This is a genomic window from Microcoleus sp. MON1_C1, from assembly GCF_036701945.1.
Taxonomy (GTDB): Bacteria; Cyanobacteriota; Cyanobacteriia; order Cyanobacteriales; family Microcoleaceae; genus Microcoleus.
This window is the reverse complement of record NZ_JAUBRO010000073.1, coordinates 1-24,812: the sequence shown is the minus strand read 5'-3', so window position 1 is coordinate 24,812 and position 24,812 is coordinate 1. Positions and strand designations below refer to the sequence as shown.

Annotated in this window: 20 protein-coding genes, 1 tRNA gene and 1 pseudogene; 16 read left to right on the top strand and 6 right to left on the bottom strand. The window is 46.4% G+C overall.

The features are described from left to right. Positions 1-243 precede the first annotated feature (243 nt). Together QUA62_RS26705 and QUA62_RS26700 are read right to left on the bottom strand one after the other, a co-directional pair. The gene (locus QUA62_RS26705) at positions 244-1,446 is read right to left on the bottom strand and encodes a glycosyltransferase family 4 protein (protein ID WP_333407822.1); all 1,203 of its coding nucleotides are present in this window, start codon (positions 1,444-1,446) and stop codon (positions 244-246) included. Positions 1,447-1,554: 108 nt separating this feature from the next. After that, positions 1,555-3,876, bottom strand: coding sequence for an IMS domain-containing protein (locus QUA62_RS26700; RefSeq protein ID WP_333407820.1), 2,322 nt, complete (start codon positions 3,874-3,876; stop codon positions 1,555-1,557). A 447-nt stretch (positions 3,877-4,323) separates the two neighbouring features. Here QUA62_RS26700 and pdhA point away from each other — a divergent pair, with 447 nt between their 5' ends. The 11 genes and pseudogenes from pdhA to QUA62_RS26645 all read left to right on the top strand — a co-directional run bounded on the left by pdhA (position 4,324) and on the right by QUA62_RS26645 (position 16,803). Then, complete coding sequence (pdhA, locus tag QUA62_RS26695) at positions 4,324-5,361, top strand: pyruvate dehydrogenase (acetyl-transferring) E1 component subunit alpha (protein WP_333281956.1); 1,038 nt, start codon at positions 4,324-4,326, stop codon at positions 5,359-5,361. A gap of 232 nt (positions 5,362-5,593) precedes the next feature. Beyond that, positions 5,594-6,064: a retroviral-like aspartic protease family protein gene (locus QUA62_RS26690; protein ID WP_333407818.1), complete on the top strand. Its 471-nt coding sequence runs from the start codon at positions 5,594-5,596 to the stop codon at positions 6,062-6,064. A 369-nt stretch (positions 6,065-6,433) separates the two neighbouring features. Then, entirely contained in the window at positions 6,434-7,615 is a 1,182-nt protein-coding gene (locus QUA62_RS26685; protein WP_333407816.1) for an FAD-dependent monooxygenase, read from the top strand. 1,140 nt (positions 7,616-8,755) lie between these two features. Further along, positions 8,756-8,953, top strand: coding sequence for a 50S ribosomal protein L35 (rpmI, locus tag QUA62_RS26675; protein WP_006634164.1), 198 nt, complete (start codon positions 8,756-8,758; stop codon positions 8,951-8,953). Positions 8,954-8,972: 19 nt separating this feature from the next. Continuing rightward, the gene (gene rplT, locus QUA62_RS26670) at positions 8,973-9,329 is read left to right on the top strand and encodes a 50S ribosomal protein L20 (RefSeq protein ID WP_190658174.1); all 357 of its coding nucleotides are present in this window, start codon (positions 8,973-8,975) and stop codon (positions 9,327-9,329) included. 272 nt (positions 9,330-9,601) lie between these two features. Continuing rightward, the gene (locus QUA62_RS26665) at positions 9,602-10,132 is read left to right on the top strand and encodes a tetratricopeptide repeat protein (protein ID WP_190658173.1); all 531 of its coding nucleotides are present in this window, start codon (positions 9,602-9,604) and stop codon (positions 10,130-10,132) included. Between the two features lie 237 nt (positions 10,133-10,369). Beyond that, positions 10,370-10,747 carry a response regulator gene (locus tag QUA62_RS26660; protein ID WP_190658171.1) on the top strand — a complete coding sequence of 126 codons (378 nt, stop codon included), beginning with the start codon at positions 10,370-10,372 and terminating at the stop codon, positions 10,745-10,747. Then, positions 10,744-11,352, top strand: coding sequence for a hypothetical protein (locus tag QUA62_RS26655; RefSeq protein WP_006634168.1), 609 nt, complete (start codon positions 10,744-10,746; stop codon positions 11,350-11,352). Before QUA62_RS26660 ends, QUA62_RS26655 begins: the two co-directional genes overlap by 4 nt. Beyond that, complete coding sequence (locus QUA62_RS26650; protein ID WP_333407813.1) at positions 11,349-13,541, top strand: diguanylate cyclase domain-containing protein; 2,193 nt, start codon at positions 11,349-11,351, stop codon at positions 13,539-13,541. The genes QUA62_RS26655 and QUA62_RS26650 overlap by 4 nt, the downstream gene beginning before the upstream one ends. Positions 13,542-14,685: 1,144 nt before the next feature. Next, a pseudogene (locus tag QUA62_RS29545) lies at positions 14,686-15,074 on the top strand (transposase). A gap of 200 nt (positions 15,075-15,274) precedes the next feature. After that, a protein-coding gene (locus QUA62_RS26645; protein ID WP_445301723.1) for an IS5 family transposase occupies positions 15,275-16,803 on the top strand; the annotation gives its coding sequence in 2 pieces (ribosomal slippage) (positions 15,275-16,540 and positions 16,543-16,803; 1,527 coding nt in all). Between the two features lie 490 nt (positions 16,804-17,293). Here QUA62_RS26645 and QUA62_RS26640 read toward each other — a convergent pair. After that, entirely contained in the window at positions 17,294-18,055 is a 762-nt protein-coding gene (locus tag QUA62_RS26640) for an FkbM family methyltransferase (RefSeq protein ID WP_333407810.1), read from the bottom strand. A gap of 284 nt (positions 18,056-18,339) precedes the next feature. Between QUA62_RS26640 and QUA62_RS26635 the strand changes: the two genes are divergently transcribed. Continuing rightward, positions 18,340-18,636 (top strand): hypothetical protein, encoded by a 297-nt coding sequence (locus QUA62_RS26635; RefSeq protein ID WP_333407807.1) that lies wholly within the window; start codon positions 18,340-18,342, stop codon positions 18,634-18,636. A 145-nt stretch (positions 18,637-18,781) separates the two neighbouring features. On the opposite strand, the gene QUA62_RS26630 is transcribed toward QUA62_RS26635, so the two are convergent. After that, positions 18,782-20,500, bottom strand: a complete 1,719-nt coding sequence (locus QUA62_RS26630; protein ID WP_333281928.1) for an ATP-binding protein — start codon at positions 20,498-20,500, stop codon at positions 18,782-18,784. 17 nt (positions 20,501-20,517) lie between these two features. Beyond that, positions 20,518-20,904: a hypothetical protein gene (locus QUA62_RS26625; RefSeq protein ID WP_333281925.1), complete on the bottom strand. Its 387-nt coding sequence runs from the start codon at positions 20,902-20,904 to the stop codon at positions 20,518-20,520. 206 nt (positions 20,905-21,110) lie between these two features. On the opposite strand from QUA62_RS26625, the gene QUA62_RS26620 reads away from it, so the two are divergent. Continuing rightward, positions 21,111-22,157, top strand: coding sequence for a M42 family peptidase (locus tag QUA62_RS26620; protein ID WP_333407806.1), 1,047 nt, complete (start codon positions 21,111-21,113; stop codon positions 22,155-22,157). Between the two features lie 87 nt (positions 22,158-22,244). Then, positions 22,245-22,317, top strand: a tRNA-Glu gene (locus tag QUA62_RS26615). 113 nt (positions 22,318-22,430) lie between these two features. On the opposite strand, the gene QUA62_RS26610 is transcribed toward QUA62_RS26615, so the two are convergent. After that, complete coding sequence (locus QUA62_RS26610) at positions 22,431-22,922, bottom strand: helix-turn-helix domain-containing protein (RefSeq protein ID WP_333121078.1); 492 nt, start codon at positions 22,920-22,922, stop codon at positions 22,431-22,433. Between the two features lie 236 nt (positions 22,923-23,158). On the opposite strand from QUA62_RS26610, the gene QUA62_RS26605 reads away from it, so the two are divergent. Both QUA62_RS26605 and QUA62_RS26600 read left to right on the top strand, forming a co-directional pair. Next, positions 23,159-24,025 carry a GTPase gene (locus QUA62_RS26605; protein ID WP_333407804.1) on the top strand — a complete coding sequence of 289 codons (867 nt, stop codon included), beginning with the start codon at positions 23,159-23,161 and terminating at the stop codon, positions 24,023-24,025. 44 nt (positions 24,026-24,069) lie between these two features. After that, positions 24,070-24,792 carry a GTP-binding protein gene (locus tag QUA62_RS26600; protein ID WP_333407802.1) on the top strand — a complete coding sequence of 241 codons (723 nt, stop codon included), beginning with the start codon at positions 24,070-24,072 and terminating at the stop codon, positions 24,790-24,792. Positions 24,793-24,812 lie beyond the last annotated feature (20 nt).

Genomic DNA, 24,812 nt, shown 5'->3' with positions numbered 1-24,812 from the left:
ATCAGTTGACGTGCCATAACTTATCACCTCTAAACAGTATCTTTATTCTATGCAACTTCATGTAAAATTGGTATCAGGGATTGAAACGCAATTGTAAAACCTCCAGTTGCAAGAGCACTTCCGGCCGGAAAAAACCTAAAACCCTATCAGGGATTGAAACAGTTTGCGCCCACAGCAAACAAAACCCTAACAGTGCAAGCCGGAAAAAACCTAAAACCCCATCTAGGGCTTGAAACGTCCAAACTACAAAATTATTGGCTCAAAAATAGACCTCTCCTCTCTCTTTTTATCTCCTCCCATAACCTCAAGCAATCGATCGACTACACGCCTCCAAGTAAAATTTTCAGCCACAAAAGCCGGGCCCGCAACCCTAGCTTTCGCAGCGATTCCAGGCTGTTCGATCGCCCCTTGCATCAAATCAGTCAAATGTTCCCACTCAGGAGCTAAGATAAATAAGGTTTCCCCGTCACTCACCACAGCCGTAAATTTACTTTCGATCCGCTGTGCAAAGTTCGATCGCGTAAAATCATCCGTAGGGCCGCCCGCAGTGCAAATAACTGGCAAACCGCAAGCTGCTGCTTCCAACACCGGCAGATTAAAACCTTCTGCCAAATAAGGAGAAACATAAGCATCTGCTGCTTGGTAAAACTCCGCTATTTGAGCAAAAGATAGCTGGCTACCAGTATAAATTAATCTTGGTAAAACTCTCGCTCTTTCGGCATCGTTGAGCACAACTCGGCAGGCTTCGGCAATCTCGTCTCTCGACGGATAAAGCAGTTCTGAACCTTTTAAAACTAATCTCGCATGGGGATATTTGTCAACTACCGCAGCGAAGGCTTTTAATAAAGGGCGAATACCTTTGCGATCGGTTTGTCCTCCGATGTTTAAAAATATAAAATAGTTTGACCAGCCCAAGCTTTGGCGCAGCGATTGACGCCGATCGCCCGCAGCAGGATAATAAATCTGAGGATCGACTCCCAAAGGTACAACCGCAATGCGATCGGCCTCCACACCGCTGCGAATTAAGCCGGCTTTTGACCACGCTGAAGGTGTAATAATTTTCGTTTCTGAGTTAACCGGAGTTTCGGCGATCGACTTAACACCCATCGCCTGTAATACTGTACTGGTAACAATCCCCCATTCTGTGGCTGCAAATACCCAAGTTTGAGCGCTGCTGGATGCCGAGAAGTCCCACGGGCAGTACATTCGCAGGGTAACATCGGCTGACTGATTTACCGCAGGGATCTTAATGCTGCGAAGTAAGGTTTCATTTGGGCGATCGAACAAACTAATTTTCGTTTCCCAAGCTGCGTCAATGTAAGGCATATCGCGGTGGAAAAGCTCAATTTGGCTTCGCGGGCGAGCGAGCATTTCCAGCAGTTGAAATTGATTGGCTACGCAATAGGAATGATAAATAAAACGCCAGCCTTCAACAATAATCTGCAATTCAAAACTCCCGCTTTTGGAATTAAAAATTCACCTAATAATCAGAAATTGGTAATTAATAATTAGCCAGCAGAAATCACCAATTACCAATTACTAATTACCAATTCCTTACTTAATCACTTGCCAATCCATAATCCGCCACTGTCCCTCTTGACGGATCAAGTCGTAGCGCACCCGCAGGTTTTCATTGCGCGAAGAAACGAGCTGAGATCGATCGAACACCTCGGCTTTTTCCCCTACTTGGGCTTCTACTTGAGCGCGATCGGGATTAGTCGGATTCGTCTTAACTCCATTAACTTGCAGCTTGTGTACGTAACGCTGGTGCGCGTTGTTTCGCTGTTGAGCTTCTGCCATCAATTGCCAGCGAGACAAAGCCGGTTCTGTCAGAACTTGCTTTAATTCTTCGACTGCGTGATTGGGGCCCAAAGCCGCTGCTTTCGCCGACAGCCAGCTTTGAACTATTTGTCCGGCGGATTCCTCAGTGATTTCTCCCGACACTGCGCCTCCAGCGCTCGGCTCTGGGGCCGCGGCCAAGGCAGGGATTTCTAGGGGCGGTTCTTCCAGGCGGACAAGGGCTTGCTCTCCTCGCAGGGGGCCCGATAGGGCTTGCATGGCGCTAGCCAACAGACTGAGTATTAACCAAAGGAGTAAAAGACTCAGGACACCTGCGACTAGAAACAAAGCCAGCCTTTTTGGAGGCATGGACTTGACTTGGGCGGTAAGTTCTGCTGCCTTGGTGCGCGCTCGATCGACCAAATCGCCCTTTAGTCCATTGCCGCTTGCTCCGCTGCGCCCTGAATGTTGGCGTCTGCGTTGTTTGGAAGTCGAGTCTGCAGGGTGTGGCACTGTAGCTATCGGCATAGAGACGGCGGCAGCAGCGGGGCTCGGCGCGGCCACCGTTGCCTGGGATTTAGCGCCCGAGGCTGCCGTGGAAGCCTCGCCCGGTACGGCGGTCAAGGTGACGGTACTGGCTCCCTGCTTGGCTGCAGGTGGCTGTGCGGGTATGGCAGCGGGCGATCTGCCTGCTGTCGGTTGCAGTCGCCCTGGGGGCTTGCCGGAGCGGGGCTGCACGACGACCCATTCGTTGGCGGTTTCTGCGTCCTGCGGCAAAGCTTCTAGGTAAGCTTGTACTTTCGGGTCGGCAAAGTAGTCTTTCAAGGAGACTGACTCGTTGGCCAAGTCGCGGAAGTGGGGAAACACTTCTTCTTGTAGCCAGTGTTCGGCGTACAAGCACAGTCCGGGCAACAAGTCGGGTGAATCTTGGGAATGTTCGCGAATGAATGCCAGGGGTTCTTTTTCCGAACTGAGTTCGAGGGCTCTGCTGGCTTCTTCTGTCTGCCCCAGCAGCAGGGAACAGACGGCTTTTTCCAGGTGAACGTCTTGGCGGCGACCTAGCTGCATCAGCATCAGCTTGGCGCGACGGATCATCGATGGCTGTCTGGCGGCAAATCCTTGGGCTAACAGGGTGTAGACCGAGAGGTAAGTGGCGACTGCGGAGGGGCGGCCGGCTTCGGCTTCAAATAGCGCCTGCTGCTCGCTGCTGGTTAGGTGTTTACGCATTTGCTGCACGAACCGGAGGAAGTCTTCTATTCCTAAACCCGATCGATCGTCTCCCGAACCGTCGATACCGCCTCGTTCTTGAAGCATTTCTCGCAGGATTTGCAGTCCCTTGCGACGCTCGTCAACTTTTTCTTCGGGGAGTGATAATAGCTCTAAAATGTTGTACGGACGGAGTTTGTATATGTCGGCTTGCATTTCACCCCTCACGCTTGCAAATAGGCTTTCGCGCAGCAGCAATTCTTGACCTGCTTCTAATGATTTTGCGGCATTTTCGTACTGACCTTGCTGCCACTGTTCGCGGCCGAGTTCTAGACAGGCAAGGCTGACAGTTAAAACTATATCTGGCCTCACGAGCTGGGGGTCGCCGAAACGACCTTCTGCGATCGCGATGCTGCCATTGTTAAGATACGGGCGACCCAGCTTCTGTACGAGTTCGTATTCCCCCAGTTCTTGCAGTATGAGCAGGGCTCCTACGAATTGGTTGTCATCGATTTCAATACTTGGAGTGTGGGGGTCGGGAGCAGCCTCTAAAGCCTTGGACTCTGGCGGAGCAGTTTCTCCTGCCTCTTGCAGGAAGGTGGCCGTGCCTGCTGAGGTTTTTGACCTCTGGTGCTTGGCTTCCTGTGCGGCTTCCGACTCTCGATCGTAAGTTTTGGCTAAAAAACTGGCATCGTAAGCTTTGCGCCCCTCTGAGTCTGACAGAACGGCGCAGGCTTCATCGAGCAGTTGTTTGCGGGCGACGATCGCAACTTCAGAATACTCCCTGCGCGGAAGCTGTAAAGTTCGATCGCGGTGAGCCTGCTGCAACTGTTCGGCAGTAGCTTGAATCGGTAGACCCAAAATCCGGTAGTAATCTAGTGGAATTAACACTCGTCCACTTCCCCAAAGCGCTAGCAACTGAATTAGCCTATCTTAAGTGAGATACTCCCGCAAACCAAATCAAAAATTCTGGTGTTGGCTTCCAACCGCCCAATTCACGGTATCTTGGACTTGTCGTAGAGATACTCTGACTTTTTTCCCTCTACAGCGTTTTACAGTGAGGAAAATGCCTTGCCCCACTGCCCGTCAGCTAAAGGAGTGGTTTGACTCTTGAGCATTTTCGGGTTTGAGAGTAATGGAATTATATCATTCGTTGGCATCGGGTTTAGATGGGACTTGGTTCTCGGACTCCTGGCCATCCGCCCCGCCTGCCAAACTCATTTTAACAATTGGTGAACTGTTGCACAGAAAACGATCGATCGTTTTCTGCTGCGGTTGTGTCCCATCTCGGTTTAAATTTAGATGTCTAGGAAGCCGATCGTCGGGTATTAATTATTTATGGTTCAGGAACGGACTTTACCAGTTTTTGACGCGCAAAGCGTAAACATCTCTCGGGATGAGGGCTTGATGCTCTACGAGGATATGGTCTTGGGGCGCTATTTTGAGGACAAGTGTGCTGAGATGTACTACCGGGGCAAAATGTTTGGTTTTGTCCACTTGTACAACGGTCAGGAAGCTGTCTCTACTGGCGTGATTCGATCGATGCGCCGGGATGACACTGATTACGTCAGCAGCACCTACCGCGATCACGTTCACGCTTTGAGCGCGGGCGTCCCGGCGCGGGAGGTAATGGCGGAGTTGTTCGGGAAGGAAACTGGTTGCTCGAAGGGCCGCGGCGGTTCGATGCACATGTTTTCGGCCGAACACCGACTGTTGGGAGGTTATGCTTTTGTGGCTGAGGGGATTCCTGTAGCTACGGGGGCGGCTTTTCAATCGAAGTACCGCCGCGAAGCTTTGGGGGATGAGAGTTCCGATGGCGTAACTGCTTGTTTTTTTGGCGACGGTGCTGCAAATAACGGGCAGTTTTTTGAGTGCTTGAATATGGCGGCTTTGTGGAAGTTGCCGATTATTTATGTTGTGGAAAACAACAAATGGGCGATCGGGATGGCCCACGAGCGAGCTACATCTGACCCGCTGATTTACAAGAAAGCTCATGCTTTTGGCATGGCTGGTTTTGAGGTTGACGGGATGGATGTTTTGGCCGTGCGGGAAGTGGCGAAAGAAGCTGTAGCGCGGGCGCGAGCCGGCGAGGGGCCGACTTTAATCGAGGCTTTGACTTATCGCTTTCGCGGTCATTCTTTGGCAGATCCTGATGAGTTGCGTTCTAAGGAAGAGAAAGAATTTTGGTTCCCCCGCGATCCAATTAAGAAGTTGGCTGCTGATTTGATCGATCGAACTTTGGCAACTGCTGAAGAATTGAAAGAGATCGATAATAAAATTCAAGCAGTAATTGATGATGCAGTCGATTTTGCTGAGAAAAGCGCTGAGCCAGATCCTAGCGAATTGTATCGGTTTATCTATGCAGAAGATGAGTAAGCTGTTGTGCATTTAACTTGTATGTTTAGGGCGGTCAGGATGCCCGCCCCACAAGAGTGATAGATCCGTGTAGGGACATGGCGAAAGCCTTTGTCCCTACTGCACTTCCTAAACCTGGAATACGCTGTAAGACTTAGGTACAAACTCTACTTGTAGGGTTGGCACTGCGAACCTTACTACCATAAATTGTGGCTAGAATCAAAGGTAGACTTTATAGACGACAAGAGGCGATATGATAAATATCGATCGCGCTCTAACTCAAGCCAGCAAAAATAAGGGTGCAGTTCGAGTCAAAGTCAAGCTAACGAATGGCATTGATGAAGAGTTAGTTAAGAGAGGATTGCTCAATCCAAATCTGTTGCGCGTGTACGAAGCAGAAGCACTCATAGATACTGGTGCAGTACGCACAGCTATTCCTGTAGAAGTCTGCGAACACCTGGGTTTAAGAATTCGGAGTCAAGAAATAGCAAAATATGCTGATGGCAGACAAGAAACAGTGGGGTTGACTGGGCCTATTATCATTGAAATAGAAGGGCGCGAAACGATTGAGGTGGCAATGGTTTTAGGCGATAGGGTGCTAATCGGTCAAACTGTGTTAGAAACTTTAGATTTGCTAGTAGATTGCAAAAATCAGCGTCTAGTTCCCAATCCTGAAAATCCCGAAAGACCCTGTATTGAGAGTTTAATACTAAATCCAGCTTAAATACCTCCTTCATTTATTATGTTCGAGTGCCGATCGCGGCATGATGTCAGCATTTTTAATCAGCACATATTCCAAAGTTTACGAAGGCTGGTAGCCGTAGAGCCATTCTTGAAACTCATCTTGATTCATTTGCGACGGCTTCATCATTTCGCGGAATGTTGTCTCGCTGTCTGGCTTCTAGGATCGTTCACCCTGAGGTTATAGGTCGCGATCGCGCCCGCCTACTTTTGCAAGAAATCTCTTTTATGAATTAGTGCGTGAGTGTATATTATCAACCAGAACCTACATCATCTCACACGAAGCGCGATGAGCTTCGCTAGTGCTCAAGGCAATCGCTTTCCTCGCTGCTGCTTTTAACCGTATCTAAAAATGAGTGAAACCCCAACTTTCGATATCGCCATTATTGGTGCAGGACCGGGCGCACTATGTGCAGCCCATGGGCTAGCCAATTTAGGTTTTTCGGTAGGTGTGTTTGAACGAGCTAGAGCTTTACGTCCCATCGGCGCTGCCCTAGGGTTGGGAGAATCGGGGTATAAGGCATTGGCCCTCATCAATGCCGATCTCGCTACCCAAGTTCGTGCCGCTTCTGCCAACCCACAGCGACAACTGCTGATGAGACCCAATGGCGAGGTTCTGTTTTCTGATGAATCGCCATTGGCGGGTACTCCCTTCACTTGGCTAGCGTGGTATAACCTACAAAGCTCATTGCACAACACACTCCCACCTACTGTATCCCTTCACCTCAACCATAAGTTTGTCAACTTCACGAAGGTCGCCGATCCGTCCGAGGCTGCCTTACGTTTGCACTTTGAGAATCAGGCCGATGTTGGCGCACAACTGTTAATTGGTGCCGATGGTTATCACTCCGTGGTTCGCGGTCTTACCGTGGGAGATGGTGCCCCTCTGTACACTGGAACCATGACTTGGCGAGGAATCTTGCCCCGTCAAATCCTAGCCCCCCTCGCTGAACCCTTTGCAGAAGGGGCTGGTTTTCAACTGGTGGTCGGAGACCAGAAAAATTTTTGGATTATGGATGCAGGAGCCGAGGCACTGGCTTGGACAGGGACTGCACTCCATCCGACTTCAGAGAAGAGTACCGATGTTTTAGCTATGGTTCTCCAAGTTTTTGACCAATGGACTCCCTTTGTTGAAAGGGTTATTCGAGCAACTGACCCTACCACCATTGTGGAAACTGGCGTGTTCGATCGGGAACCAGTATCCCAATGGGGGGATGGAGAGAGAATCACCTTATTAGGGGATGCCGCTCACCCGATGCGACCGTCCTTAGGATTAGGGTCTACTATGGCATTTGAGGATGCTGTTGCTTTAACAAAAGCACTCAAGGGGCTGAACTTGCAGGATACTGCTTGTGTTGCTAAAGCTCTTACGCACTATGAAGAGGAACGGATTGCGATCGCCGCACCGTTACAACTAAAAGCAAGGCAAGCAGGAGAAGCGTCCCATGCCTCGGACCAGGCTGACCAACTGAAGGCAGGCTTTGAATTAGCCTTAGCTGCTCGTAGACAAAAGGAGATGACTATATCCGATTAATATCATTTCCGGTTACACCGGAATGATGTTGACGGTTGACTGTTGACTGTTGACTGTTGACGCCGTGAACAGTCAACAGTGAACCGTCAACCGTGAACTCGAATTTACTATTCCGATGCTAACGGATTTGATATAATTCGGTTACTCCCACATTTTTTGATAATGCAAGCGGGAGTAAATGTGGATCGGGGGTTTACGTCAGCAGTTTTTCATGCTCTGTTTTTTCTTCTTCTTTTCTGGGGAGTTCCGTCTTTGAGTGGCTGCATTGTTAGTTAATAGGTTGAGTCAGTCGAGCGATCGGCTGCTTTGCTTGTACTCAGTCGCACGCAGAGCCTAGCCAGCCCTGGCTCTTTCGCCCCCTACCCTGGCGCGGCGTTCACTACGTCGGATTTCTCGCTAGCAACACGCGCCTGTTCAGTAGACCTCTTGCAAAAGTAGGCGGGCGCGATCGCGACTTATAACAAGCGTGCATAGCAACTATAGCTTCAACGATCGCCCGGGGTCAAAGTGCTGTCAATGTAGTAGGATAGTGTTACCCTAAGTTACCATAATCAAGGGAAACTAAAAGTGTTTAGGATTTTATCGAGTCGATATACAAATCGGCACCGTCGGTTCGGATTAAGATTTAATCTGATAGCTGGACTCGATAATTATCAACTCAATAAAGTTCAAAAATTGAGGGAAATTAGCTTTAAAAGTCGCCAAAAAGTCTCTACTAATTGTACATAAATTTTTCCCCTCAGCTCGCACTATATTTTGGGAGATGTGAGTGCTGCATCCCTGTTTCATAAATTTTATTTGTTCATACAGATTCATAAATATTAAGAGAATTAGAGACGCACAGCAGCAATTGCGCCCAGACTTTTGCAAGTTGCATCTTCAATTTAATTATCGTGGCTCACCAGCAGCTTTCAAATATTAACCCTGCTGATAACCCAGAGGTATAACCCTTAATTATACTGAAACTGCGATATAACATTTTATACCAGATGGTAACATTAGCAAACAACCGTAAGATTACCAGATCGCCCATCCTGTATATCGCAGCAAATGCAGCGCCACCCCAACCCGCAAATCTCCCTTGCAGAAAGTAGCACAAACGTGATACGGTATAAGCTTGTGTCCAAATAACACCAGTTCATGCCAAAACTCAAAACTCGCAAAGCAGCCGCAAAGCGCTTTAGAGCGACCGGCAGCGGTAAAATTGTGCGCCGTAAAGCTTACAAAAGCCACTTGCTACAGCACAAAAGTTCAGCTCGCAAAAGCCGTCTATCTAAGCTGGTCGTCATCGACGAGACCAACGATGCTAACGTGCGGTTAATGCTTCCATACTTGTAAAGTTTAACGGAAATTAAAGATGACACGGGTAAAACGCGGTAATGTCGCCAGAGCGCGCCGCAAAAAAATTCTCAAATTAGCCAAGGGTTTCCGAGGCGCACAGTCGAAACAGTTCCGCACAGCTAACCAACGGGTGATGCAGGCCCTGCGTAACGGTTATCGCGATCGCAAAAAACGCAAGCGCGATTTCCGCCGCCTGTGGATTGCTCGGATCAATGCTGCATCGCGCCAGCACGGCACGAGCTACAGCAGACTGATCGGCAACATGAAAAAAGCCAACATCGAAATCAACCGCAAAATGCTGGCACAAATGGCGATCATTGACCCCGCAACATTCGGTAAAGTCGTGGAAATGGCTAATCGAGCCGGAGGCTGAAAGTTCGCTTGATTCTCAGAAGGCAGAAAGCAGAAGTAAGAAAGATTTAACGGTCTGCCAGAGAAGGAAAACTCCTGATAAATTTAGGAGGTTGAGACAAACTTTCCTTCTTTGTTCTTACTTCTGGGCTCTTGCTTTTTCAGAAATCGCGATCGGGCCGCTCGATCGCTATTTCCTTGTTTTTTATACAGTTGCAGAGGCAGATATCAGAGATTGCTATCGCCTTAAAATAAATAAAACCTTCCACAGACCTACCTAATTTTAAGAAAAACATGGATAGTAATTTGCTCATTGTTTACCTGTCAGTCCTGCTGGCTATACTCGGCAGCACTTCATGGTTTGTGGTGCGCCAGATTCTTAAAACTCGGAAGCTGGAAATGTCTCTGGAACGCTTAGAAAATAAGCTGACAGTAGAAAAAGGAACAGCACAGGAATACTACGAATTAGGAAGTATCTATCTAGATAAGAAGCTTTACTCGCAGGCGATCGTACTGTTTCAAAAAGCCCTGAAAGCCAAAGACTTAGAAGGCGAAGAAAATCAAGCTGTTATTTACAACGCCCTCGGTTTTGCACACTTTGGCCAAGAACAGTACGACATCGCAATCCGCCACTACAAAGAAGCCCTGAAGTTACAGCCCGGATACGTTACATCTCTCAATAATCTGGGTCACGCCTACGAGCGCAAGAAATTAACAGCTCAAGCCTTGGAAATGTACGAACAAGCTCTCGCCTGCGATCCAGACAATACCACGGCCAAACAGCGAGTAGAATCGCTCCGGAAGCGTTTGGTAATCTATAATTGAGCACCCATGTTAGGAGCAATAGAGATCCCGCAAACCTGGTTTCATTCAGAAACCGGGTTTTTTCTTCACATACTCCAAGATACTAAACTATCCAACACATTAATGCGTTAGTTTTTAAGAACAGGAATTCCAAGTGAAGCTCGATCGCACACCGTCCCAGCACTTTAAATTACTGTCAAGATAAAAGCAGTACCTGCAACGCCGGTCAGTTCTAAAAAATAGAAGGAGGAGAACGTAGTGACATCAATTCTCGTTGTCGAAGATTCGTGGTTGACTCGCAGGGTGATCTGCAAAATCTTGCGAGCAGAAGGATACGAGACTTGGGAAGCATCCAGCGGCCCAGAAGCTCTAGAACAGCTCGGCACTAAAACCCCAAACTGTATGCTCTTAGATCTGCTGATGCCAGAAATGGAAGGTCGGGAAGTCCTGCAAGCCATGCGCGATCGAGGATATAAAATTCCAGTGATCGTAATTACCGCAGACATCCAAGCAAGCACCCGCTCCGAGTGCATGGAACTCGGAGCCATGGCAGTCATTCACAAAATGCCCAACTCAGACGAACTAATCGGGTGGATCAAAAAAGCTCTCAGTGTCAGCGAGGAGAGCACCCAATGAAATTAAGCACTCGACAGCTCGATGCTTTGCAGGAACTCGTCAACATCGGTATCGGTCAAGCCGCAGGGGTTTTGAACGACATGATCGACTCCCCGATTCGCTTGCAAATCCCCTACCTTCAAATCCTGACTCCCATCGACGTGGAAGAAGAGTTAGAGCAACACCTCAACGGCGAGCAAATCGCCGCTGTCCAGCTCAAATTCACAGGCTCCTTTGGAGGCATTGCCCAGCTAGTCTTTCCCACCAACAGCGCTGCCCTGCTGGTGACAATGCTTACAGGGGAAGAAGTTGGAACTCACGATCTCGATTCAGTCAAAATTGGTACGCTGAGTGAAGTGGGAAATATTGTAATTAATGGGGTCATGGGTGCAATCAGCAACGTACTTCAGCAGCGCCTGAACTACTCAATTCCCACTTATAGCGAAGGGACGATTGCTAATTTGCTGATATCTGGCGGTTTAGCTACTGATACAGTTGTTTTATTAGCCCAGACCAGTTTCATGATTGAAAGGCTTCACATTGAAGGAGATATCATTCTTATTTTCAATGTTAATTCCTTTGACACCTTGTTGACTGCTATCAATCAACTTGCCGGGGGTCTATGATTGAGGAGAGCAAAAGTATTAAGGAAAAGTTTGGGGTTCTCGACAGCGTACCAGTCGGCGCCTGCTTGCTGCAAGATGATTTTGTGGTGCTGTTTTGGAACACTTGTCTGGAAGAGTGGACTAAAATTCCCCGCAGCCAAATATTGGGAACAAAGATCACAACCCATTTTCCTCACCTGAGTCAGTTAAAGTATGCCACTCGCTTCAAGCAAATCTTTGCAGGAGGCCCGCCAACAATTTTTTCTTCTCAAATTCACAAACACCTGATTCCGGCAACTTGGCAAGACGGTCAGCAGCGAATTCAGCAAACTACTGTGACTGCTGTGCCGGCCCAAGAGGCTGGCATAGAAGAACAGGAAATTAGAGACTGGGTTCTCCGTACTCTTGAGTTGGAATCAGACGGTACTGTCGGAGTCGGATCACCAAGAAGTGCTTTTTTGTCTAGGGAATCTGCACCCTCAGCTTCGTCATCAATATGGCCCGGGGTCAATTCCCCATCGTTTTACGCGCTGCTGGTGATTCAAGACGTGACCGACCTCACCCACCGCATCCAAGCTTACCGCACAATGCGGGATCAAGCTTTGGAAGAAGTGCAAGTGCGTCAGCGGGTGGAGGAAGAATTGCGATCGAGCCAGCATTTCATCCAGCAGATTGCTGACGCGGCGCCTTATTTGCTGTACATCTACGATTTGACCGAACAGCGAAACGTCTACGTCAACGGTCAAGCTTCTAAATTGCTGGGTTACACTCCCCAAGAAATTTTACAGATGCAAACTGCTTTGTATTCCAGTTTGGTGTACCCAGAAGATTTGCCCAGGCTCAAAGCCCACCAGCAAAAATTTCCCTCGACCCAAGACGGGCATATTTTGGAATTGGAGTATCGGCTCAAGCATCGATCGGGCGAATGGCGCTGGTTTCGCTGCCGCGACCAAGTTTTCGCCCGCACAGCCGACGGCTGCCCCAAACAAATTTTCGGCACCGCTCAAGATATCACCGAGTACAAGCGGGCAGAAGAGGCGCTGCGACAGCAGAACGAACGAGAACTGCTGATGGCGACGATTACTCAGCACATCCGCCAGTCTCTGGATTTGGGCGAAGTGCTCAGCACGACAGTGACAGAAGTGCGTCACTTCCTTCAGGCCGATCGAGTGATGATCGTCCGCTTCAACCCCTGTACCGCCAGTCTCTGCGCCGGCCCGGCGACGGGGGCGGTGACAGTTGAATCTGTAGCTCCCAACTGCCCGCCGATGTTGGGGGAAACCCTGGAAAATTTCTGTTTTGACCAGTTCTATATCGAAGCCTACCAACATCGAGCTATCCGACCGATCGCTGATGTTTTGGCCGCCGATATGCCGCAATATCAAATTGACTTGCTCGCACAATTCGCGGTGAGAGCTTATTTGGTAGTGCCTTTAGTGCAAGGAGACGAGTTGTGGGGGCTGCTGATGGCCCACCAGTGCAGTCCCCGGCAGTGGATGCAGTTGGAAGTAGAGTTGCTGTCTTCTCTGGCCACCCAGTTGGCGATCGCCATCAAGCAAGCAGAACTCTACCAGCAGTTGCAAGCGGCCAACCTCAAGTTAGAGCGCTTGGCAACTTTAGACGAACTCACGCAGCTAGCAAACCGCCGCCGATTCGATCAGTATTTAGAAATGGAGTGGCGCAGACAAGCCCGGGAACAAACGCCTCTGTCCCTGATTCTCTGCGATATTGATTCTTTTAAAAGTTACAACGATACCTACGGGCACCCAGGGGGAGACGAATGTTTGCGGCAAGTCGCTGCGGCGATCGGCAATGCAGTCGGTCGCCCCGCCGATTTAGTAGCTCGGTACGGAGGCGAAGAATTTGCCGTTATTTTGCCAAATACCGCGATTCAAGGCGCCGTGATGGTAGCCGAACACATACAGCTTAAAATCGCAGCTTTGCAGCTTCCTCACGCTGGTTCTCAAGTGAGCCCGTACGTCACTATGAGTCTGGGCGTAGCGAGTATTGTTCCTGCATCTGAATCGGGAGCCGAAATTCTGATTGCCGCAGCCGACCAAGCGCTTTATCAAGCTAAACGACTTGGGCGCGCTCGTATCCAACTTTACCAGCCCGATCCAGCAGGCAAGGCGAATGGGACAGGCACTTCGATACTTCCTGTAGATTTTTCTATATCCAACACTAATTTACCCTCTCCCACTAGCGCTTGACGAATTGCAATATTTGTTGATTCCGAGTAGTTATACCACTCCGCCAAAAAAATGCCACTGTAAGCCCGTGATCCAAACCCCGATCTCCCTCTTCTGTCACTTTCCGGATTAAAGAAGTAAGAAATAAGCCAGATCAAACAGAAGAATAAAAGGGTGGGAATTGATTTATTGTATCAATTAAATCGTTGAACCCAAGCAATAAATTAGGATAAGCAAATATTGGTAACCAAGGATAAATCCACCCAAATAGAAGGATGGGTTGGATAAGCTGTTGTGCATTTAAACCGTGCTACAAGAATTACCCTTGTTTGGGATTTTTCGTCGCCATTTAATAATGAACTCTCCTTCATTTAAGAGGCGATGTAATAAATACTCTAGTTTTTCACTTGATGTAAACAGTCGATTAGCAATGTATTCTTTTGTTGAAGGTCGCACCAATTCAATTAAGTTATAGTCGCGACTAGATTACGGAAGGAATTATCAATGAATATTAGGCATTTCTGTGTCAATTTTTTTGAGGTACTCTTCTTTCTTATGAAAACAGACCTTCAATGACGATACAGCACTTGACGATGTTATGAGGTACAATTGATAATTGGAATATTTGATAGCCAAAGCGTCGGAAATCCTATTCCCTCGACCTGGGATTAAAAATAGTGACAGCACACTTAGTAGAAAAGATGTCAAGCGAGAAAAGTAGCCAGTCGGTTTGGTGTTACTAAAAGTCTGGTTCAAAAACTGGTCAAGCAACAACTCTCCTGAGGGAAACTTACTTCCAAAAAAGAGGGGAAAACCCCGATTCAGCCATTTGGCTGACTAATGCAGAAGCAGAAGTCAGAGTATGCTTTAGCCGAGTATCCCGATGCTAATGCAGGTTGAATTATCTGAATTATTGCTACAGCGAAGGGGAAATTGGGTGAGTCGGACGGCAGTGTGTCGGTATGCGACAAAAATTAGGACTCAATCGTACAAAAAAACATAGTACAGTAGCCAAGCTGGAACAGAAAGAGTGCAAAAGTTAAGAGTTTAGTATTGGGAAAAAATCAAAAATATCGAGATCCATAACAAGCGTATTCTTAGATGAAACGGGGATTATGCGCTCGTTTGGCTAGGACTCTTGCTCATTCACAGGTAGGGACATTCGTTGGGCGGAATCAAGCCATTTTATCGAGGCTCTAAAGTCAAAGTTATTGGCGGAATTAGCCTGAAGAAATTTATGACCGTAATGACAATGAATGATTCAATGGACGAGCCAGCATTTGCCGTATTTATTGAGAAGTTTTTATGCCCTCAATTATGGCTAGAAGCGGTAGTAGTGATGGATAATTCACAGCTCATAAACTCACCTCAATTGTACCAATGATTGAAAGCATAGGTGCAAGTGTTATTTGGTTATCCCCCTACTCTTCCGATTTTAATCCTATTGAAATGTGGTGGTCACAGCTTAAATCGTTTTTGCGAAGGTTTGCTCCCAAGGCCCCAGCAATGATTGATAGGAGCGTAGCAGTTGGCCTCAACAAACATGAATCCTAACCATTTAAGAAATTGGTTCACTGATTGTTGCTACTGTACGTCATAACTACGGAAAATTCTGTAAATTTTTTATCTATTTAGGGCTTGCTGAATAAGTGGTTCAAGTAAACACTGTATGGATTTTCGGACGAAGAAAGGTAGTAAGGGTGCAAGAAAAACAGGTATAATGACTCAAAACCCGTGCATCACCATTTGCGCTCGTGTACCGAAAAGCTGAGCTTGCCCCAAGCCCCCCATCCGACTTTGAACTACCCTTTGAAGGAAGGTTGTCAGCAGATAACCGTTGGGTAAAGATGGCAGAACTTATCCCGTGGGATGAATTTGAAGCAGAATATGCTGAAAATTTCCCGACCGAAATAGGCGCACCCGCTAAGTCATTTAGGATGGCATTGGGGGCATTAATTATCAAAGAGAAACTTGGAATTAGCGATAGAGAGACAGTAGAACAAATTCGTGAAAACCCCTATCTGCAATACTTTATCGGTCAATCAACCTACAGTAATGAACTCCCATTTGACCCATCACTATTAGTTCACTTTCGTCACCGAATTAGTGCGAACCTAATTAATAAAGTGAACGAACGCCGGGTGGAAAAACTGCGCGAAACTACCCCAGTCAAACCAGAAAAAAAAAAGGATTCGGACGCAAAAAATGAGTCGCCCAATCAAGGAAAATTAATCATAGATGCGACCTGTGCCCCAGCAGATATTAGCTATCCGACCGACTTAGGACTATTAAACCGAGCCCGAGTTCATACCGAAAAAATCATCGACATTCTCTATAAATCTCTCACAGTAAAAATCAAGAAAAAACCCAGAACCTACCGAAAAATAGCCAGAAAAGACTACTTAGCAGTAGCCAAACAACGACGACCGACCAGAAACAAAAAAATCCAAGCAATTAAAAAACAACTGCAATATATCAAAAGAAACTTGGCTCATATCAATCAGCTAATCGAATCAGGTGCGACTCTGGAAAGTCTGACCAAAAAGCAATATAAAACTTTGCTAGTTCTCACAGAAGTCTATCGCCAACAACTCTGGCTATTTGAAAATAACAAACAGAGTATTGAGGACAGAATAGTAAGTTTAAGCCAACCCCACATCCGTCCCATTATTAGAGGTAAAGCAGGAAAATCAGTAGAGTTTGGAGCTAAACTGTCAGCGAGTTGCTTTGAGGGGTATGTGTTTTTGGAGCGAATAAGCTGGGATAATTTTAACGAATCAGGAGACTTAAAAGCCCAAGTAGAAGAATTTAAAAGTTACACAGGATACTATCCAGAATCAGTCCATGCCGATCGCATTTATCGAACAAGGGAAAACCGAGCTTGGTGTAAAGAAAAAGGAATTAGAATTAGTGGCCCTCCGTTAGGAAGGCCACCAGCAAATGTCAGTAAGGAAACAAAGAAACAAGCCTGGGAAGATGAGAGAGTTCGTAACTCTATTGAAGGCAAATTTGGGACTTGCGGAAAAGAAGATTTAGCTTGAATCGGGTGATGGCTAAACTTGATAATACTTCTGGTACAGCCATTGCTATTACTTTTTTAGTAATGAACCTTTCTACCTGGTTAAGACGGGTTTTTTGTGTGTTTTTCTGCCGATTTCCCAAAATAAGGTCTGGTTACGCTTCAATGATTGTCAAAAATTATATTTTGGTCAATTACAAAAACCAAAACTTATGCTTCGCCGAACTTGAATCACCCATCAATTGCGATCGTGGTTTTCCCTAACTTATTCAGCAAGCCCTATTTATCTGTGGCTTTTCTATGACTTCCATTCATTATCGCATCTGGCTGGAGTTTCTAGATGGTCTGGATATCCCTGAATACACCAATGAGACACCTTATTTACGGAGCCACCCAAAAATTTAGCAATTTTAGCTTAATTTTATCCGTCATTAAGCAATCATAAAATCCGAATTATTTCTCTAATATCTCCTTTTTCCTCTTTTAAGGCTTTCTGTAATTTTTATATTTGCTCGTCTCGTTGAGATAATGATTGGCTGGCCTTTTTTTAGTGATTGACTAAATTCATTTTTAATGAAACCATATTTAAATGCACAAAAGCTTAGGATTTTGCTAACTTCGACAATTTTCGTACCCGGTTATTAGCTGGCTTTTCTGATTAGTTTGACTTATCACCACAACTCCAGAAGAATTAACCTTCTTTCTGACATCCGTTACATCAGAAGAAAGCGACTCCGTTGCCGAGCTTCCTTCTTCAACATCTGCTATATCCTTGAGGGTTGCAGGTTCGGGATGCTAAAATCGAGCCGTACCATTTATCTATTGGTATTTGCTTTCTGACCCGAAATCCTAAGTTTTCAATAATTTGTCGGGTTTCCGCGTGAGTGTGACCAGACCACAAGTGATATTCTAAAGAAAGGTTTTGCACAAGTTGCCAAGTATCTCGATCTTCAAATAACAGCCATTCTGCACCTTCGCAGTCTACTTTGGCTAAATCGACGCTACCACCAATTCGCTCGATCGCCCTGCGAAATGATACCATTGGTATTTCGCCACTTTCGCTAACTGTCGATCTGGTTTTTCCCGAAACTTCCCGAATGTCGAGGACTACTTTACCATCTCGGTCTCCTACTGCTTCCATAAAATATGTAAAATTTGCGATTTGAGATTGATGTTTGAGGTAATTTTCTAGGTAGAGATTAGGTTCGTAGGCGTGAATTACGGCCTGGGGAAACCTGTTCCTCGCAGCAATCGGAAATAAACCAACATTGGCTCCAATATCAATAATTGTCATCAGCGATTCAGATAATTTATCGACTCCGTAGCAGTCGTCTAAAAGCACTTCTATAAATTCTCCGTTCATGCCTTTCTCTGAAGGCACGTTTATTCGATGGAGTTTTCCTTGCACAATTAATTGTTCGGGCAATTGAAAGCTAGCAACTCTGTTAAATTTAATCCCTAACTTTTTGGCTCGAATTTGGCGCTGCAGGAGTTGCTGAAGTTTATGGACAAGCATAGGGAGAGATTGAGATCTGTTGTAATTTTCAAATAACCTTAGATGAGGGAAAAGCCTCTAGGTAATAATTCACGTTTTGCACGGCTTGTAAATCCCGTTGAAGTCTGCGAATTAAACCTGAAGGCGAGATTTTTATAGTCAACCAATCCGGCTGATTACGAGTTTGTTGAGAAGGCGCTAGATCTCATTACAGAAAGTTACTTTTTTGTTCATAAGAAGAGTAAATTGAGAGTAAATATAATTTAATATATGTCAAAATGCGCTTCAAAACACGGAATTGAAAAATGTTAGAGTTCGATGGGCTGCTCCCAACAATTGAAGAGTTAGTAATACTCGACTTTCCCAGGGCTGCGGAGTCGGAAATTAACCAGCGGTTGATGGAAAAATTCGCCGGCCCGGGAGTGAATGCTTGGCTCGTCGATCGTGCGAACAATGCGATCGCCCTAATTCCCGACCGCAATCCCCAAGAGTCGATCGCCATTACCGCTCACAAAGATGAAATTGGCATCCTAGAGAATCTAGCACTCATGCAGGCTCTACTCGATAACCACTCACAGTGCTTCCTATCCTGGATACAGTAGACCTGTTACCTGAATCAAGTTAACAGACGTTTGTCCTGCTGACGACACTCACAAGCTTGATTTGCCACAACCCCTAGCCTTCACCCCAAGCTGACAAGAAGCCCATTATTCTCAAACGCAACATTTGTTCTTGAACACCTGGGTTTTAGCACCTGCTTGTACGTCCGGTGAGGCTGGCCACCACCGCCACTAACTCAGCAGCATCTACGGGTTTGGTCAAATGCATCTGAAAACCTGCTAATAGTGACTGCTGACGATCGTCATTCCGGGCATAAGCCGTCAGCGCGATCGCGGGTAGCCTACCGCCCCGCTGCGCTTCAACTTGACGCAACTTGCGGATCAGGGAGTAGCCATCCTCATCCGGCATCCCAATATCGCTCACTAAAACATCGGGGCTGCGATCGGTTGCGGTTTCGATAATGGTCAAGGCCTCCTTGACCGAAGCCACAGCCATGACATCAGCACCATACTTTTCGAGAATCGTGCTCAGCAACTCTAGCGCGTCAGCCTCGTCCTCTACCACTAAGATTTGTAAGCCTTCAAGGGTCGGCGAGGCCTGAAATCTCCCCTTCGCCTCGACGAGCGAGTTTAATGGCTCTGGAGCGCTGGGTGGTAGATGGATAATCATCACGGGCAGTTTGACTGTAAAGGTCGTCCCCTGTCCTATCCCTGGACTCACTACCGTTACAGTCCCGCCATGTAATTCAACTAATTGACGCACAATGGCTAACCCTAAACCCAACCCCCCATAACTGCGAGTAGTCGTGCTGTCGTGCTGGCTGAAGCGATCGAAGACAAACGGTAGAAAGTCCGAGCTGATGCCTGCTCCAGTGTCGCTGACAGTAATTTCAACATGGGAATTAACCCGCTGCAAAAGAATCTGGACTCGCCCGTCTTTAGGCGTAAATTTGACGGCGTTAGAAAGTAGATTCCACACAACTTGCTGCAACCTATCGGCATCACCCAAGAGCGGACCCGCTTCAGAATCGAGTACGCTTTGCAGGCGAATTGACTTTGCCTCAGCCGCCAATTGTACAGACTCAATCGCCGATTCAATCACCGGCACGAGGTTGACAGGACGGACTCGGAGACGCAGTTTACCTGTGATGATGCGAGAAACATCGAGGATGTCTTCGATGAGCTGGGCTTGAGACTTCGCATTTCGCTCGATCGTCTCCAAAGCGCGCGCCACCTTATCCTCACTCAGGTTTTTTTGCCGTAACATCGTTGACCACCCTAAGATCGCGTTGAGAGGAGTTCTGAGTTCATGAGAAAGAATCGAGAGAAACTCATCCTTGGCACGATTAGCTGCCTCTGCCTCTGCCCGAATTATTTGTTCACGCATCAATAATTCGTCTTTGGTGCGATTAGACGCTTCGAGTTGGGAAGTGCGTTCCTGCACCCGTTGCTCTAGCTCCACATTAATCGCCTCGATACGGCGGCGACTATTTTCTAGTTCCTGGTTTGTAAGGGCAAGTTGAGCTGGACTGGGCGTATCGAGTGCCACTGGAATTAAGGGAATCAGTAAAAAGGTGAAGGTATACAAAGACCAAGCACCAGTGACAGCTTTGATCAGTCCTGAAACCCAATAAATGGGGTGCCAAAGTGTCACTATTCCCATCAGGTGCGTCATGCCACATAAGGCAAAGATAAAAAAGAAACCCACCAGCAGTATCACCGTGTGGGCAGGCAGATCCTTACGCTCATTCGTAAAGTAAACAATGGCAACCGCCACCGAGAAATAAGCGAGGGTAGTCAAGGCATCTGACGTTAAGTGCAGCCAGACTAGCCCCGGTTTCCAGAGGTAACAATGCCCGTGAGGAATGAAATTATTAGAAAAGAAGGTGTTCAAGAGGTCAGGCATATTAGTTTACCGCACTGTCAAGTTAATTTAGGGGGTGTCATCAATTCAACCAGATGACCGCAGCAGCCAGAAGCATCGCACGCCGGAAAGTTCACCGCCCTACGGTAATAGCGCGCCGCGATAGCCTGATAGTGCTTGAGCTTGGGGAAAAAGTTCTCAATCAAATGAGGGGCTCTGTACAATTCAGCATCGTAAGTTTCCAGGGTCTTGCAATGGCGGCGAGGTGAAATCACGGTGGTCTTCCCCTCGGCATTGAGAGGGTCAATCACGCGCTGATCAGGATCATAGCCCTTGTTAGCGAGCAGTGTATCCGCCAGCAGTAATGGCTGCAGTTGGTCGGCTCTTGCTCGCGTCACCAGCTTGTCCGGGGGCGAGGTGAAACCCCAACGGATTGCCCAACGCATCCACGCGCTCCCATGAATCTTGTTACTCAATCCCCCTTTGCTGCGACCAATTGCTTCATTCCTAGGCTCCTCAAAAAGCTCAGCAGGAAGATGTTTCTTTGAAGTGGGAAAATGCCTGAATTAAAACTAAGTGTATCGCCGGGGAAATAGAGAGTAAATCTGCTTTAATATATGTCAAAATTCGCTCCTAAAAACGAAGATTAAAAATGTTAGAGTTCGATCGCCTGTTCCAAACAATCGAAGAATTAGTAATGCTGCACTCACCCAGCGGTGCGGAGTCGGAAATTAACCAGCGGTTGATGGAAAAATTCGCCGCCCTGGGAGTGAATGCTTGGCTCGATCGCGCGGACAATGCGATCGCCCTAATTAAGGGCCGCAATCCCGAAAAGTCGATCGCCATTACCGCCCACAAAGACGAAATTGGCGCCCTAGTTAAAACAATAGGCGAGAGTGGCCGGGTGGAAGTCCGCAGATTGGGCGGCGCATTTCCTTGGGTTTACGGCGAAGGCGTGGTGGATTTGCTCGGAGACAAGCAAACAATTAGCGGCATTCTCAGCTTCGGTTCCCGCCATGTTTCTCACGAATCTCCTCAGAAAGCTCAGCAGGAAGATGTTTCTTTAAAGTGGGAAAATGCTTGGATCGAAACTAAGTGTACCGCCGAGGAATTAGCCGAGGCCGGAATTCGACCGGGCACGCGGATGGTGGTGGGAAAGCACCGCAAGCGCCCGCTGCGGTTGAAGGATTGGATGGCGAGCTACACTCTGGACAACAAGGCTTCAGTGGCGATTTTGCTGGCTCTGGCGGAATGTTTGAAAGAGCCTGCCGTGAATGTTTATTTGGTAGCGTCGGCGAAGGAGGAGGTTGGAGCGATCGGAGCTTTGTATTTCACCCAGCGCCAGCCGTTGGACGCGCTGATCGCTTTGGAAATTTGCCCTCTAGCACCGGAATACCCGATTCGTGACAGCGAAAACCCGGTTTTGCTGGTTCAGGACGGCTACGGAGTCTACGATGAAGGATTAAACGCCCAATTGCGCGCAGCAGCCACAGCAGCCGATGTAGAGGTGCAGTTGGCGGTAATTAGCGGTTTTGGGAGCGATGCTTCGATCGCCATGAAGTTCGGCCACGTAGCCCGCGCCGCTTGTTTGGCTTTCCCCACCCAGAACACCCACGGCTTTGAAATTGCTCATCTCGGGGCGATCGGCAATTGCGCCGCCATCCTCAAAGCCTACTGTGACGAGCTTTGGGACGAGTAGAAAAAAAAGTTTCGCAAAGTAGTTGACAGATTGGGAAAGATTAGTTAAGGTAATAAAGGTGCGGAAGACAAGCAAACGCAACGACGCGCCCCCATCGTCTAGAGGCCTAGGACACATCCCTTTCACGGATGCGACGGGGATTCGAATTCCCCTGGGGGTATTGAAAATTTAAGTCTGATATCAAAGTGATATCTAGTATGTGGGGTGGGCATTTTGCCCGCCCTTATTGCTATTCGGTTTAACATTAAGCTGATGCGTGCGATCGCCTTTTCGTTAGTTTGCACCATTGCCATTGATATCGAAGTTTTCTATAATGGGAATTTCTGAAGGTGAGGAAGCTACGATTCGCAGGTTTATATCAACTATGATTTGATTTTTATCAACAACTACATTTGCTTTTTTTATTAAGAATTTTATTGGTAAACAATCACCTGATTCAGGTTCGGGAGACGGCTGAGTTTTATATCCTGCGTCCTCCAGCCATTCACAAATCTTCCTCCAGTTTTCTACCTTTTCATCAGCTTTACCTACAAGATTTTTTACATATTGGTATAAAGTATTACAGAAATCTACCGCAATTCCCTTGGGGTTTTTACTGAGCCTTTCAGCAATTTCGGCGGGACTGTAGCCGCAGAGTAGACCCCGTAGATGTTGTTTCTCTGTGGGCGTGAGCCGCTTTCCCTTGGCGGATGCTAGGTCTGTGTAAAGAGTTTCTAAGTCCCAGTCCCGGGCAGCTTCGGGGAAGCGATCGTTAGAGGATGCCATTGCAGGGGATAGGTTTCTGGATTTTTTATAATCAAAGTCTAACACGATTCCTAATGCTTATTAGTTTCTTTGTTAAAGGTAGTTAGATTAGGATGAGAGAAAGCAGGATCGTGATTAATTTTACACAAGAAATTCGGCCAAGGCTCACTTCTTGCGAGGTACCGTTTTCTGCTAGAGAGAGTTATCAAGCCAAATTATCTAAAAAATAATCGTTACTATTTTATGGAGACAACAAAATGAAGTTTAATTATTCAGATTTTTTTGGTTCACTTACACAGACAGGATTACTCATCACTGATGAAGAGCGTCAAAGAATTACTGAAAAAATCACCCAAGTATTATCCTATGAGCCAAAAATAGGTATTTTTGGTAAAACAGGAGTAGGTAAATCCAGTTTGTGTAATGCTCTTTTTGGTCAAGATATAGCTGCTGTTAGCGATATTGAAGCTTGTACGCGAAATCCCCAGGAAATATTATTAAAAATAGGGCAGGGAAATTCAAAAGGTATTAAGTTAGTTGATGTACCAGGAGTAGGAGAAAGTCAGGAACGAGATAAGGAGTACGCACAGCTTTATGCAAAGCTATTACCAGAATTAGACGTTGTGTTGTGGCTGATCAAGGGTGATGATAGAGCATTTACCTCAGATGAAGATTTTTACAAAAATGTGGTTAAGCCACATCTCGATCAAGGGAAAGTATTTTTTATAGTGGTCAATCAAGTTGACAAAATAGAACCTTCCAGAGAATGGGATGAAAAAAATCACATACCAGGCCCAAATCAACTGCGAAATATAGAGGCGAAATTATCGGTTGTGTCAAGATTTTTTTCAACACCCGTGTCTAAAATTATTGCTGTTTCTACTAAAGAAAAATACAATTTAGTTCGCTTAATTGATGAAATCGTCTTTGCGTTACCCAAAGATAAAAAAGTTACATTTGCCAGAAATGTAAAAAAAGAAAATGTTTCAGAACCAACAAAAATCCAAGCAGAAAAAGGATTTTGGGATACTGCTTGGGAGATTGTCACAGAAGTTATTCCAGCAGCAATAGAGTCTATTCCCATAGTTGGTTCAGTGTATAAATTTTTCAAGGGGTTCTTTTAAATCGCTCGCCTCTAAATTATTTCGAGATGATGTAGGATGACAACATGGATATAAATGTTAATGTAAGATATCAAGCCTTGCTAGACAATTTGCTGAGGAAATACCCATGTTTTTACTTTCTGAAAAATCAAAATTTGAAACATTCAGATAGAATAAAATGGCATCTCAAGAGTGAAGACAGGCTAATATACTGCCTTCAGGTCATATTTATTGGCAAAACTGGTTATGGTAAATCTACAACTGTCAATCATATTCTTGGACAACAGATATTTGAGTCAAGTGATATTGAGAGTTGCACAAGAGAGTGCCAATCTGCTATGTTCCAAATTCATGAAAGCACCGATCTATATTATTTTTCACTAGCGGATTTACCGGGAATTGGTGAGTCAATAGCTTTAGATAAGAAGTATATTGAATTATATTCCGAATTTTTAGAATTCAGCGATACTGTGGTTTATTTGTTGCGGGCCGATCAAAGAGATTTAGCTGTCGATCAAGAGACATTTAGCCGTTTGTTTGCAACTAAAAAGCAAAGAGATAAAGTAATTATTGCTGTGAATTCAGTTGATAAAATTGAACCTATAAACCGAAGTCAACCATTTAAACCGAGTCAAGCACAGCTAGAAAATGCTAACAAAAAAATGAAAATTATATCTGATTGTTTTGGAATTTCCGAAGATAAAATCTTGTATTATAGTGCAACAGAGGAATATATAGCAATCCTAAATCATTATCATGATTGTGATACAATTATATACAATACTTGATTTTGACAATAAAAAGATGA